The sequence below is a fragment of the Neorhizobium sp. 2083 genome (assembly GCF_031455615.1).
In the GTDB taxonomy this organism is placed as follows: Bacteria; Pseudomonadota; Alphaproteobacteria; order Rhizobiales; family Rhizobiaceae; genus Neorhizobium.
Window position 1 is genome coordinate 23,176 of the sequence record NZ_JAVDTC010000012.1, and the last position, 13,086, is coordinate 36,261.

Sequence of the window (13,086 nt, forward strand, 5' to 3'; positions counted from 1 at the left end):
TGATCGGGCCGGAAATCGAAGGCCGCTTCGGCCGTCCTATCAGGCTGAGTAAAAAGGAAAATCACAATGCATGTAGGTATTGCCGGAGCCGGCGCTATCGCCATGGGATATGCGGCATTTCTTTCCGGGAACGGGCATGTGGCATGGCTGTGGTCTCCTTCGGGAAATGGTACGAGGGAACTTCGCGAAGGCAAAGCCCTGCAGGTTTCCGGAGCCATCGAAGGAGAGTTCCATCCTCAGGTGGTTGAGGAGGCCGCGGATCTGGCCAAGTGCGATGTCATCGTCCTAGCCTTGCCCGCCTATGGCTACCGGCGCGTTCTGGACGAACTCGTAGACTATCTGGAAGCCCGCCATACCGTCGTCATCAGCGCCCATCTCTCATTCGCCGCGCTCTATCTTGCGAAGAAGCTGAGCGAGCGTGGGCTTCAGATCTCGATCGCTGTGTGGAACACGACACTGCTGACGGCCAAGGCGCAATCGAGACTGCATGTCAGGGTCGGCGCAATCCGCTCGAAGGTCGATTTGGCGGTCGTGCCTGTTCGGAGCGCGGATGATGCCTACAGGGTATGCGCCGAGGTTTTCGGCGACAGGTTCCTGCTCAAGGACGACCTGCTGACGATCGCACTCAGCAATCTCAATCCGCAGAACCACATGGGGATCGCGCTCTGCAATCTGACGCGGATCGAGCGGGGAGAGACGTGGGGTCAGAACTCCAACATGACACCTGCCGTCGCGAGACTGTTGGAGCGGCTGGATCAGGAACGGATCGCCATCGCCTCGGCATTCGGCAAGACGGTGCGCACCATCTTCGATCATTCGGCCTTGTCGCACGGCGTTTCGGGAGACTCTGTGGCGGAAATCTATGCCAATCTGGCAGCCAGCGGCAAAGATCCACAAGGCCCGAAGGACATCAATACACGCTATGTCCTCGAAGACCTGCCCTTCGGTCTTATGCCGATGCTGCATCTCGCGCGCATTTCCGGGGCAAGCGCGCGGCTGCATGAATGCGGAGTTGAGCTGCTCGAGGCATGCTACGGGCGCGATTTTGCCGCGGCGAACGATATCCTCGGCGAACTTGGCGCATTGGACAGTGACCGGCTCCGGCGGCTGGTCTTGGAAGGTTACCCTGTCGGTTCCTCTTCTGAAGGCATGTGGAAAGAAGCTGCATCACAATGAGCGAGACATTCGACGAGCTGAATGACGATTTCCACCAAAGCAGCATCGTGGCGCGCATTGTATCCTACGTCGACGCGGCGCGGCGACAGCCGGTGGGGGCTCTTCCCCGTCAGGCCGCTTCAAGATGCGTTCTCGATCTCCTCGGCGCTGCCGCCTCGGGGATCAACCAGCCCGGCGTGCTGGCGGCTCGAAAGACGGCTTTGGCAACGATGGCGGCCGGTGATGTGCCGGTCTGGTTTTCCGGTACGACCAGTTCAGTTGTCGGCGCGGCCTGGGCAAACAGTGCCGCGGCGGCAGCGCTGGACCTGGACGACGGGCACCGACTGGCGCGCGGTCATCCGGGGGCGGCGGTCATTCCCGCGGCGCTTGCCGTCGCTATTGAGACTGGAGCTTCGCTTGAAGATATCCTGCGCGCGATCATCATAGGTTACGAGGTCGGTGTCACAATCGGTGCCGCTCGCACCACTTACGGCAATACCGGGACGTGGTCGTCCTACGCTGTGGTCGCCACGGCAGCCGTTCTGCGCGGCACCGCGCCCGAGATACTGGCGCATGCCATGGCGATTGCCGGCGAAAGTTCACCCAACCAGTTGTTTGCCAGCGCGCCGGCGCCTCGAAATCCGGCTCCTGAAGGGAGCGATGTGAAAGAAGGCATACCGTGGTCTGTGGTGACGGGGCTGGTCGCCTTGAGCCTCGCCGAAGCGGGACATACAGGACCGCGCAACATCCTCGACAGCACGCGACATTATCGGTTTTCCGAGGATCTACGGCTCGGCGTCAATCCGCATATCTGCAATACCTATTTCAAGCTCTACGCATGCTGCCGTCACATACACGCGCCGCTTGACGCCATGCTTCAAGTCGTAGGCCGGTATTCGATCGATCCGCATGCAATCGACGCCATCGAGGTCGAGAGCACCAGCGGTGCATTGCGCATCTCGAACCGGGATAACCCGACAAATCTTGTCGATGTGCAATACAGCATACCGTATTGCCTTGCGCTTGCGACCCTTCAGGGGCCTCAAGCGCTTCTGCCGCCGACGCCAGCAGTACTGGGGCAAAGCGCAGTCGTCGATCTGGCGCGAAAAGTCACGCTGTCAGTGAACGCGGATTTCGATGCGCGGTTTCCCAGCGAAACATTGGCTCGAGTCACGGTGACGGTGAAGGGGCGGCATTTCGTTTCGGATGTCACCGCTCCGAAAGGGGAGGCGAGTGATCCCCTGTCGTCAGCGGAACTCGAGGCCAAGTTTCGTGCCGCAACGCGCTTTTCCCTGACTGCGAATCATCAGGACGAAATTCTGGTGGCCATGAACAAAGCCTATGTGGGCGACATTTCGCAGTTGATGCTAAGCATCAAGTAGCGCAACTCGCCCGAGAGCGCAGTAGTGGGAATTCGGCAGTGCCCACCTGACCGACTCAATCACCCTTGAATATCTAAGGGTCCAGAAATCAACGATATTCCATGTATCTTTTAATGGCTTAGCTGCTTGAGGTGAGAGGGCAGCGGTTCGTATCGGTTCAAGGCGTATGCCTCGGAAACTGCTCGGTCGCCCATTCGGCCCCTTTCTAAACCTTCAGGCCGCGTGAACTTTATTGCTGTCGGTCGCGAGAGTGCAAATCATGCGGGCAACCTCGTACGATTTTTCGAATGCGGCTAAAGGCAGAAACTCGAACCGGGAGTGAAAATTATAGGCGCCCGTGAAGAAATTCGGTGTCGGCAGGCCGCGTGATGACAATGCCGCCCCATCCGTCCCGCCGCGCATCGGCAGGGGCTTTGCCTGTATGCCCAAGGCCTCCAGCGCGGCGAGGAGCAATCCTGCCGGTCGCGGGTCGTCTCCTAGATGATCATAGATGTTGTGATACTGATCGCTGACCTTTGATATGATCTGTCCGGTCGGGTACAGCGCGCCGATGGCTTCGGTCACCTCGGCGATCCTGCGTTTCCGGCTTTCGAAACTGGCCCGGTCGAAATCCCGGATCATCACCGTCAGGCGGGCGTCAGTCTCGTTCGCAGCGAGGTCCTTGAACCAGAAATAGCCTTCGCGGCCTTCGGTCCGTTCCGGCGTCTCGGAGCGATCGAACTGCCCGATGAAATCCATCGCCATCAGGAGCGGGTTCACCAGCATGCCCTCGGCGGACATCGGATGGGCGCTGACGCCGGTGAACCTGATTTCGCCGATCGCGGCGTTGAAGTTCTCGAACACCACTTCGCCGAGTTCGCAGCAGTCGATCGTATAGGCGAAGTCGCAAGGAAAACGCTTCAGATCGAGCGCTTTCGCCCCACGCAGCCCGATTTCCTCGTCCGGAACGAAGGCAACGGCGATGTCGCCATGCGGGCCCGATGCGTCGAGGCGCGCAAGCAGCGTCATGATGACGGCGATCGCTGCCTTGTTGTCGGCGCCGAGCACGCTAGTTCCGTCGCCGAAGACGATGTCTTCGCCGTCCCAGCCGCGGATTTCCGGATGTTCGCCGACCCGAAGCCAGATATCCTTCTCGTGGTTGAGGCAGAGATCTTCTCCCGTGAAATGCAGGATCTGCGGCCTGATCGCCGGCGACAGGCCGACGTCGACCGTGTCTAGATGCGCGATGAAGCCGATGCGCGGGGCGTCCGGCAGCGATCCACGCTTCACGGCGGTCACCGTCGCGTGCTCGTCGATGGGGACGTCCGCGAGACCGAGGGCCTGCAGCTCGTCGTGCAGAAGCGCCGCAAGACGGGCCTGCCCCGGTGTCGAGGGCAGGGCAGGGGACTTCGCGTCGCTCTGGCTTTCGATCGCGAGATAGCGGAAGAACCTTTCGGTCAGTTCGTCGCGAAGATCCATGGGCATGTCCTGTCGGCCGAAGGATTGGGCGAAGCGCGGTATCGGCAGGATAGCTCAGCTTGGCCTGAGACTGCCAACGCCATCTGCGATATCGATCCGGGACCCGAGCCTGTCCGAATGGTCGGCTAGCCTGCGCAGGATTCGTTCCGCCGCTTCTCCGGTCGCCAGATGTGGCGCGATGCGCCGCTCGACGGTCGGGTCCCGCAAGGCTTCCTCTCCGCCGATCAGGACGGGGTAGAGCTTCATGCCGGTCAGCCGGTTGTCGGGGCCGAACGTGCAGAGCCCGACGACGCTTTCCCACACCTCCGTCCGCCGCCAGGTCGATATGTCGGAGCGAGTGTGGAAGATGAAATTGCCGAGACTGTAGAAGATCGGTTGCCTATTGTAGATCTCGATGGGCTGAAGCACCGGTGCTCCGTGGCTGACGAAGGCCGAGGCGCCGGCATCGATGCATTGCCGCGCGAAGGCGCCGACCCAGCCGGGAACCTCCAGCCAGTCCGAGGCCCAGTGATGGTGGTGGAGATAGGCGATCACGAGACTGCCGGAGGCCGCGGCGGCCGAGATGGCGCCCAGGTTGCGCGCCAGATCGGCTTCGTCCATTCGGACGGTTTTCCCGAACCGGTCGGAACGCCGGAAGATGGCGCGGCCGATGCCGATCTCGTTCTCGGGATCGATGTCCGGCCCGTCGTCCGGCTGGCTGTCGTTGATGAGGTCGACCGGGGTATAGCCGATCCGGTCCCTGATGGTGCCGAGCTGCCGGAAGGCGTCGTTGTCGACCTCGAGGATCTGCGAAAGGTGAAGCCGATTGACGCCCGGGCGTTCGGGGCGGCTGTCCGCGACGTCGGCCGCATACATGAAATCCGGTCCCGGTCCGCCGTCCATCGCCACGATGGCAATCGAGCGCCCGCCGATGCGGCCGGATCCGGGGGTGCCGGCATCGGACAGGTTGCGCCCGATGCCGGCGTGCAGGAAGCCGCGCCGCTCGACTTCCTCCAGGGTGGAAAGCACGCCGGACGGCCCAAGGTCGAAGGCGTGGTTGTTCGACAAAGACAGTGCCCGAAACCCTATGTCATGCAGCGCATCGAGCATTTCCGGCTCGCTGCTTCCGAAATAGGAGCCCTTCATCGGCCAGCCGCGATGATCGCCGAAGACGGTGCTTTCGAAATTGGTGAAGGCGAGATCGGCCGATTTGAGGAGGCGCTTCACGTCCTCGAAGGCCGGTGCCTCGACCTTTCGCGTGTCGCGCTTTATGAGCGATTGACCGGTGACGGCCAGGATAAAGTCATCTTTCATCCGGAATTCCTCGTCTTGGTTGGCATGCATGCCTCTCGGAAAACTGTTGCGAGGGCACGGATATCCTGCGGGTCGGCGGCAGACGCTGGCCCGGTTGCACCTTCTCGCAGGCGCTCAATGCGTAAAAATCTTCGGCCGGGCGTCGATCAGGCGCCGCGTATAGGCGTTCTCAGACCGCCCGAAGATGAAGTCCGATGGCCCGAAATCCTCCATCCGGCCGTCCTTCATGATGCAGACGGCGTCGCAGATGTCCTGGACGATCGCCAGATCATGGGAAATGAAGACCATCGAGAGGGCGTTTTCCCTGACCGTCTGCTTGAGAAGCGCAACGATTTCCGCTTGGACCGAGACGTCGAGCGCCGATGTCGGCTCGTCCGCGACGATCAGCGCCGGCCGGGCAAGCAGCGCGCGGGCGATGCACACCCGCTGCTTCTGGCCACCGGAAAGCTGGTGCGGATAGCGGGACAACAGGATGCGCGCGAGCCCCATCCTGTCGGTCATCGCGGTGATCTCTTCAGGGTTCCGCTGGCCTTCCTCCTTTGCGGTGTAGCACAGGCATTCGCCAAGCGTCTCCGCCACGGTCATGCGCGGGTTGAGCGAAAGGGACGGGTCCTGGAAGATCATCTGGACATGGCCGAGCAATCCGCCACGGCCTTTGCGGGAGATGTCGCACGCCCTTCCGTCGAGCGCCACATTTCCGGCATCCCCCGTCTCGAGCCCGGCCAATATCCGGCCGATCGTCGTCTTGCCGCTGCCGCTTTCGCCGACGATCCCGAGCACGCTGCCGCGCTGGACCCTGAAGCTGACGTCATCCAGCGCGAATTTCGCCGAGGCCCTGCCAAAGAGGTTGCGGAAACTGCCGCCGCCGAAGCTGCGGGAAAGGTTTTCCACGACGAGAATCGGCGCGGTGTCCTCCTGTGGACTCGGACCGGCCGCTGGCGACACGCGCAGGCGCGGCACGGCAGAAAGCAGCTGCCGCGTATAGGCTTCCTCCGGGTTTTCGAGAACGGCGGATGTGGCGTTCTGCTCCACCATCTCTCCATCCTTCATAACCAGAACCCTGTCGGCGATCGCCGCGACGACCCCCATGTCATGGGTGATGAGGATCAGCGAGAGGCCTGTGGCATCGACCAGGCCCCGCAATATCTCGAGGATCTGCTTCTGCACCGTGGCGTCGAGCGCCGAGGTCGGTTCGTCGGCGACGATGATCGATGGCGAGCCGGCGAGCGCGATGGCAATCACGACACGCTGCCGCTGTCCACCGGAAAGCTGGTGTGGATAGCTGTCATGGCGCCCGGCCGGATCGGTGATACCGACGCGCCCGAGCAACTCGATGGCACGGCTACGGATTTCGGATCGCGGCAGGTTGGAGTTGATCGCCGATATCGTTTCGCCGAGCTGCGCGCCGATCGTCATCAGCGGATCGAGCGAAGACGTGTGGTCCTGGAAGATGCTGGCGATCGTCCTTCCCCGCAGCGCCCGGCGCTCCCTGTCTCCAAGAGATTCGAGTGCTGTGCCATCCAGCCGGATCGTGCCGGAGGATTGCTCGAAGGATTTTCCCATGAGTCCGATGATCGCGTTGCCGATGGTGGATTTGCCCGCGCCGGATTCGCCGATGATGCCGAGCACTTCTCCGCGGCCGAGGGTGAAGCTGACGTTTCGGACGATCGTCGTCTGGTCGCTCCGACCGTTGTGACGAAGGGTGAGGTCGCGTACGTCGAGAAGCGGGGTCGTGGTGGTCGAAGCGCTCAAACCGATCTGCTCCTCGGGTCCCAGATGCGGCGCACATCCTCGCCGACGAAATTGATGGTTGCGATGAGCCCGAACAGGGCGAAGCCGGGAAACAGGCTGATCCAGTATTGCCCGGTCAAGAGGTACTGGAAGCCGTTGGCGACGGTCGAACCAAGGGACGGCTGGTCGAGCGGGACGCCGAGCCCGAGGAAGGACAGCGTCGCCTCGAGTGCGACGGCATGGCCGATCTCGATGGGCAGCAGGGTCATCGCGGGCGCGATGCTGTTCGGCAGAAGATGCCGGAAGATGATCCGGGCCCTCGGCAGCGGCATGGTCCGCACCGCGTCGATATAGGACTTGCCCGTCTCGCTGAGCGCTACACTGCGCACCACGCGGGCATAGGTCGCCCACTGGACGATGATCAGCGCCAGGATGATGCGGTCCACGCCCGCCCCGAGCGTGACGATGGCGATCAGCGCCACCAGCATCGTCGGCAGACTGAGCTGCAGGTCGACCACCCGCATGATCGTCGCGTCGATCCATCTTCCAAAATAGGCGGCGCTGACCCCGGCCGTCAGACCGATGAAGGCAGCGGCAAGCGCGCTGACGATCGACACCAGCAGGCTGATCCGAAGGCCGTACATGATGGAGCTGGCGATATCCCGGCCGAGGCCGTCCGTGCCGAGAAGATAAGTGAAGCCACCCGAGCCTGCGGTGCCGGGCGGCGAAGAGGCTTCCCAGCCGTAGACCTGCAGCGGGTCATAGGGGTTCTGCGGGGCGATTAGTGGAGCGGCAACGGCAACCGCCACGTAACATGCCAGCACGATGTTCGGTACCGTGAGGAACTGCCGATAGGGCGTGCGTTCCAGCATCTTGAAACCTGTCGATTTATGAGTTGCGATCTTCATCATGTCTCCCCGCTCACGCCGAAATTCGCACGCGCGGGTCGAGCACGGCATAGAAGAGATCGACGAGCGTGTTCAGCGCGACGAAGGCGATAGCCGTGAAAGTGAGTGTGGCCATCACGACCGGGCGATCCAGAAGCTGGATGGAATCGATTAGCAGCTTGCCGACGCCGGGCCAGGCGAAGATCGATTCGACCACCACCGCAAAGGCCAGCATGCCGCCGAACTGGAGACCGACGATCGTGACGATCGGCAGGCTGATGTTCGGCAAGGTGTGTCTGAACAGGATACGCCGCCTCGATAGTCCCTTTGCGATACAGAAACGATGGAATTCCATCCGTTCAATCTCCACCGTGCCGGCACGGGCGAGGCGGGCGATGAGCGCGATGTTGGGAATGGCAAGTGCGAGTGCAGGCAGCACGAGATGCCTGATCCCCTCGCCCGTCAGGAAGCTCCAGTCGAAACCGAAGAGGGTTGCGGTCGCGCCGCGGCCTCCCGGCGGGAACCAGCCGGTCATGACGGCCCCGACAAGGATCAACATCATGCTCAGCCAGAACGCAGGGACGCTCAGCGCATAGACGCTGGACGTCACAATGACGCGATCGAACACACTGTCGGGCCGGGTGCCGGCCAGCAGTCCGATGCCCGTTCCGAAGATCGTCGCGACGAGCATCGCGAAGAATGCCAACTCGAAGGTTGCCGGCAGTTTGTCGAGAACAAGCCCGAAAGCCGGCTGGTGGTAGATATAGGACGTACCGAACGTCCCGGTCGCGACGTTCTGGACGAAGACGAGATATTGGCGCCATACCGGCTGATCGAGGCCGAGCAGGATCGTCGCTCGCCTGATGTCCTCCGGCGTGGCCGTTTCGATGTTGACTACGTTGTAGACGGGGTTGCCGACGCTGTGGATGCCGATGAACCCCACCAGCGACATGACGAAGATGAGGAGGAAGGCTTGTGAAAGCCTTCCCGTGATGACGGAAACGAGACCCATGGCGATCACTTCGCAACCGGCGTGGCCTGCATCGCCGTCGTCCAGCCGCGGGGATGCATGACATAGGACGCGACGCGGCTGCCGTAACCGAACACGTGGTCGAAGTGGTAAAGCGGGATCACCGGCTGGTCGCGCATGGCGAATTCCGTCGCGGCCGCAAGCGCCTTGTCGCGATCCGGCCCAACCTCGATCGTCTCCGCCTTGATCAGCATGTCGTCGAAGGCCGGGTTCGAATATTTGCCGTAGTTCAGGGCGCCGGTGCCGCGCTCGGCATTCACCGATGCCAGCAGGGCATCGAGCACGATATCGGCAGATTCACCGGAACCGCCGCCATACCAGATGCCGTATTCGCCGGCGGAGCGTTTGGTGTTGAACACCGAGAAGGGGACCGCCACCGGCTGCACGCCGACCCCGACGCGTGCCCAACTCTGGGCGATCGCCTGCAGCGACTCTGCGTCGCCGGGATATCGCCCGGCAGGCCCGGCCAGCACGACGTTGAAGCCGTTCGGATAACCTGCTTCCGCCAGCAGCGCCTTGGCCTCCGGATAACGCGGCGGCCCGGCCACCAGGTTGGCGGATGTGCCGGGCAGCCCGTTCGGGAAGACCTGCGCTGCGGCCGTTCCGAAACCCGACAGGATCTTCTCGACGATCACGCCGCGGTCGACGGCCATCGAGAGCGCCTGCCGCACCTTCGGGTCACGGAAGGGGTTCGGGATCGGCGCGCCGGCCTTGTCGGTGACGCCGGGCGCCTTGTCGTTCACCATGTCGAATTGCACGAAGTTCACGCGGGCGGCAGCGATATTGGCGATCTTCGCCCCACGCTGCTTGAGCGAGGGTACGTCGCGTGCCGGGATGAAATCGGCGATGTCGACATCATTGGTGGAAAGGGCCGCAACGCGGGCAGCCGGGCTTTCGACGATGCGGAACGTCACGTCCGACCAAGAAGGTTTGCCACCCCAGTAGTCTTCGTTTCTGACGACTTCGAAAAACTCGCCGGAGCGCCAGCTCTTGAACCTGTACGGGCCGGTCCCGTTAGGCACCGCGCCGCTGTTCAGTTCATCCGCGGTTTTGAAGCCGGACGCGCTCTTGGCCATGATGAAGATCGAGGAAAGCGAAAGCGGCAATGCCGGCTGGCTGCCGCTGGTTTCGAAGACGACGGTCAGCGGATCAGGCGCCGTGACCGATTTGATGGCCTTGGTATAGGGCTGGAAACCACCGCTCGGCGGCTTGAGGAAGTTCTGGATGCGTTCGGTGGTGTAGATCACATCTTGCGCCGTGAAGGGTGAGCCGTCATGAAAGCGGACGTTGTCCCGGAGCTTGAATTCCCATTTCGTATCCGAAAGCCGGCGCCACGATACGGCGAGGCCCGGTTTCAGGTCGAACTTTTCGTCCTGGTAGACCAGCCGCTCGTAGACCTGCGACAGCAGCGAGGAATTTTCGTTCAGGGTAGAGTAATGCGGGTCGAGCGTCATCAGCTTGTAGGACGTGGCGATGCGCAGTTCCTGAGCCGAGGCAGCAGACGGTGTCATGGTGAACAGTGCAGTTAATACCGCAGCCGTCGCCATCCAATTGAAGAGAAAACGTTTTGTCGACGTCATTCGAAGTCCCCTTTTTGTCTTTGCGAACGGTAAGCAATCTATGCGCGCGTCGTTGCCTGCTGCATCAGGAAATTCCTGGACGCTAACATTCGAAAAACCCGGCGGCTCGTCAATTTATTAAGTTTTTGTGACGCCCTATTAGTTGAACTGATATATGTCGGAAGAAACGATCACGGCGGCGAGGATGGTATGGACGGGATGCAGGACGAGACAGGTATCGGGCTGAGGCGGGCCCAGATCTTCAGGGAGATCATCCGGTCTGGATCGACCCGGCGTGCGTCGAAAACCCTCCAGATCACCCAGTCAGCCGTCAGCCAGCAACTCAAGCTTTTCGAGGAACTGGTCGGCGAAAAACTTTTCGTGCGGGATCGTCGCGGCCTGATCCCCACGACGCGCGCCATCGAGATCTACAACCGGATCGACCGGTATTTCGAGACGCTAGGTCATATCGAGCGGGAAATCCTCGGATCCTTCGCCGTCGCCCGCAACAGCCTTAGCATCGCCGCGCCGCATATCGTCTGCCTCTCCATGCTCCCGAAACTCGTGGCGGAGTTCGAGCGGACCAATCCTTCGCTGGAATTTTACATCAGGGCCCAGGGTTACGTTCAGATCGCTCAGCACGTGCTGACGGGCGAGGCGGATATCGGCATTTCCCGACTGCCGCTCGACGAGCGGTTTTTTGAATGGAAGACGATCTCGAGGAGCAGCAGCGTCTGTCTGGTCCGGCCGGACCATCCGCTGGCGGGCAAGGAAAGGCTTACCGCCGCGGACGTGTCATCGGAGCACATGATCACGCTGGATCGCGAGTTTTCTTCAAACCTACTGGTGCTGAACGCGTTCACCCACAAGGGACGCAGCCCGAATGTCAGAGTGCGCACGGACGCCGTCGGCTTTGTCGCCGCGTTTGCCGCCTACGGCTCTGCAATCACGGTGGTGAACGAGTTTATCGCGCGGCAATGTGCGATGTTCGATCTGAAGTCTATCCCCTTTCATCCGGCGGTGACTTATGAATACGTTGTGTTCTGGCGTCGGGGCAGCGAGAAGATCGCCAGGCAGGGCGCAGTGATCGATGCAGTTTTCGAGTTTGCGAAAATGAATGCATGATCAGCCGTTTGGTAGATTTTGCCGATACGACGAGGGGTCGTCAGTTCGATTCCGCTCAAGGCTAAGAACGCAGCGGCGTGGCGCACACGGAAATCTTCTATAGATATTGTAATTCATATGCATTACGATTGATCTTTCAGTTGGAGATAACTATGGCTTCGAACGCACTCGTTCAAACTCGCATTGATGCTGAAGTTCGAGATCGTGCCTCTGCGGTGCTTGAGAGCATGGGTCTTACGGTCTCGGACGCAGTTCGTATCTTACTCACCCGGACGGCGAACGAGGGAGCATTACCGCTTGAACTTATATCAGGCAGCGAAGCTCATGATGCTTGGTTTCGCAGCAAGGTCCTTGAAGCGCTTAACGACACGCGACCTGACGTTTCGGGCGATGAAGTCGAGGCTCATTTCGAAAAACGGCGAGCGGCAGCGCGCGTTAAAGCAGCGGCGCGCAAGTTGTGAAGCTTACCTGGTCAGCGTTTGCGTTGTCAGATCGAGACGCCATCTTCACCTTTATCGAGGCGGATAGTCCCTCAGCTGCCATCATGGTCGACGAACGGATCGTCTCGGCTGCTCGTCGCTTAATTGATTTTCCGGCGAGTGGTCGTGTTGGCAGAATTGCCGGGACGCGCGAATTGGTGATCAACGGTACACCATATGTCGCGGCTTATGCCGTAACGCAATCGGCGGTTCGCATTCTTCGCGTACTTCATGGCGCACAGGAATGGCCAGACACTATTCCTACCAGCTAGACTCCGAACTTCATGTCTTGGATCAACGTGTCGCCAATTCGATTCCGTTCAAGAGCTAAATCGAGTTCTGTAGGCGTGCGCAAGGGGAGGGGGACACCCCAGCGCTGACTGCCTCGATCCCATGGTGATGTGGTCTTCAGCCAAAAGCGGTGGGGCCATAGGCTTAACGTCATCTGACGAACCAGAGACTATCCAAGGGGCGGGCTCCCTGTCTCCGCTCCCATCGCGTCCGCAAACCTCCGCATCAATCGGACGAGGTCGTTAATATCAGCCGTGTCCCAGCTAGCAAAGACGGCGAGGGCGATCCTCTCGCGTGCGGCATCTATCTTATCGGTCATCGCCTTCCCCTTGGGAGTGACGACGGCTTCGTTCACACGACGGTCGTATGGACTTTGGCGGCGTTCGGCGAGGCCGAGGCTTTCCAGCTTCGCGACCTGGCGGCTAACTGTCGTGTAATCCCGTCCGACCCCGGCAGCCAGGTCAACGATGCCGATCGGGCCACGCCGCTCAATTCCGACGAGGAGTGGAAACAGCGCTCTGTCGAGCGCAATCCCAGCCTCGCGCACGAGCGCTTCATCTCGTTGCGGCTGATTCATCAAGGTCACGATGTCGATTAGCGAGCCGTGTAGCTCGCGAATCTTTTTGCCAATATGTGTAATTTGCACATTTTCTGTTGACGTCATGTCGCCTCTCCTATTATGTGCATATTACACAC

12 protein-coding genes are annotated in these 13,086 nt (G+C 61.0%); 5 read left to right on the forward strand and 7 right to left on the reverse strand.

Translation table 11 applies throughout. From position 1 onward, the window contains the following. The first annotated feature begins 66 nt into the window (after positions 1-66). Both J2X76_RS29610 and J2X76_RS29615 read left to right on the forward strand, forming a co-directional pair. Positions 67-1,176: an NAD/NADP octopine/nopaline dehydrogenase family protein gene (locus J2X76_RS29610; RefSeq protein ID WP_310221211.1), complete on the forward strand. Its 1,110-nt coding sequence runs from the start codon at positions 67-69 to the stop codon at positions 1,174-1,176. Continuing rightward, positions 1,173-2,537: an MmgE/PrpD family protein gene (locus J2X76_RS29615; RefSeq protein WP_310221213.1), complete on the forward strand. Its 1,365-nt coding sequence runs from the start codon at positions 1,173-1,175 to the stop codon at positions 2,535-2,537. Before J2X76_RS29610 ends, J2X76_RS29615 begins: the two co-directional genes overlap by 4 nt. 213 nt (positions 2,538-2,750) lie before the next feature. Here the strand turns inward: J2X76_RS29615 and pepT are convergent, their stop codons facing one another. The 6 genes from pepT to J2X76_RS29645 all read right to left on the reverse strand — a co-directional run bounded on the left by pepT (position 2,751) and on the right by J2X76_RS29645 (position 10,483). Then, complete coding sequence (gene pepT / locus J2X76_RS29620) at positions 2,751-3,995, reverse strand: peptidase T (protein WP_310221215.1); 1,245 nt, start codon at positions 3,993-3,995, stop codon at positions 2,751-2,753. 54 nt (positions 3,996-4,049) lie between these two features. After that, positions 4,050-5,288: a CapA family protein gene (locus J2X76_RS29625; protein ID WP_310221217.1), complete on the reverse strand. Its 1,239-nt coding sequence runs from the start codon at positions 5,286-5,288 to the stop codon at positions 4,050-4,052. A gap of 114 nt (positions 5,289-5,402) precedes the next feature. Beyond that, positions 5,403-7,040 (reverse strand): ABC transporter ATP-binding protein, encoded by a 1,638-nt coding sequence (locus tag J2X76_RS29630; protein ID WP_310221219.1) that lies wholly within the window; start codon positions 7,038-7,040, stop codon positions 5,403-5,405. Further along, on the reverse strand, positions 7,037-7,891 hold the full coding sequence (locus J2X76_RS29635; RefSeq protein ID WP_310221358.1) for an ABC transporter permease: 855 nt from the start codon (positions 7,889-7,891) through the stop codon (positions 7,037-7,039). Before J2X76_RS29635 ends, J2X76_RS29630 begins: the two co-directional genes overlap by 4 nt. A 49-nt stretch (positions 7,892-7,940) precedes the next feature. Beyond that, positions 7,941-8,918, reverse strand: a complete 978-nt coding sequence (locus tag J2X76_RS29640) for an ABC transporter permease (RefSeq protein WP_310221221.1) — start codon at positions 8,916-8,918, stop codon at positions 7,941-7,943. 5 nt (positions 8,919-8,923) lie between these two features. After that, positions 8,924-10,483, reverse strand: a complete 1,560-nt coding sequence (locus J2X76_RS29645; RefSeq protein WP_310221360.1) for an ABC transporter substrate-binding protein — start codon at positions 10,481-10,483, stop codon at positions 8,924-8,926. A gap of 231 nt (positions 10,484-10,714) precedes the next feature. Between J2X76_RS29645 and J2X76_RS29650 the strand changes: the two genes are divergently transcribed. The 3 genes from J2X76_RS29650 to J2X76_RS29660 all read left to right on the forward strand — a co-directional run bounded on the left by J2X76_RS29650 (position 10,715) and on the right by J2X76_RS29660 (position 12,371). Next, on the forward strand, positions 10,715-11,620 hold the full coding sequence (locus J2X76_RS29650) for a LysR family transcriptional regulator (RefSeq protein WP_310221223.1): 906 nt from the start codon (positions 10,715-10,717) through the stop codon (positions 11,618-11,620). A 152-nt stretch (positions 11,621-11,772) separates the two neighbouring features. Beyond that, positions 11,773-12,081 (forward strand): type II toxin-antitoxin system RelB/DinJ family antitoxin, encoded by a 309-nt coding sequence (locus J2X76_RS29655; RefSeq protein WP_310221225.1) that lies wholly within the window; start codon positions 11,773-11,775, stop codon positions 12,079-12,081. After that, positions 12,078-12,371 (forward strand): type II toxin-antitoxin system RelE/ParE family toxin, encoded by a 294-nt coding sequence (locus tag J2X76_RS29660; RefSeq protein ID WP_310221227.1) that lies wholly within the window; start codon positions 12,078-12,080, stop codon positions 12,369-12,371. The genes J2X76_RS29655 and J2X76_RS29660 overlap by 4 nt, the downstream gene beginning before the upstream one ends. Positions 12,372-12,559: 188 nt before the next feature. Here J2X76_RS29660 and J2X76_RS29665 read toward each other — a convergent pair whose 3' ends face one another. Continuing rightward, positions 12,560-13,054 carry a MarR family winged helix-turn-helix transcriptional regulator gene (locus tag J2X76_RS29665; protein ID WP_310221228.1) on the reverse strand — a complete coding sequence of 165 codons (495 nt, stop codon included), beginning with the start codon at positions 13,052-13,054 and terminating at the stop codon, positions 12,560-12,562. Positions 13,055-13,086 lie beyond the last annotated feature (32 nt).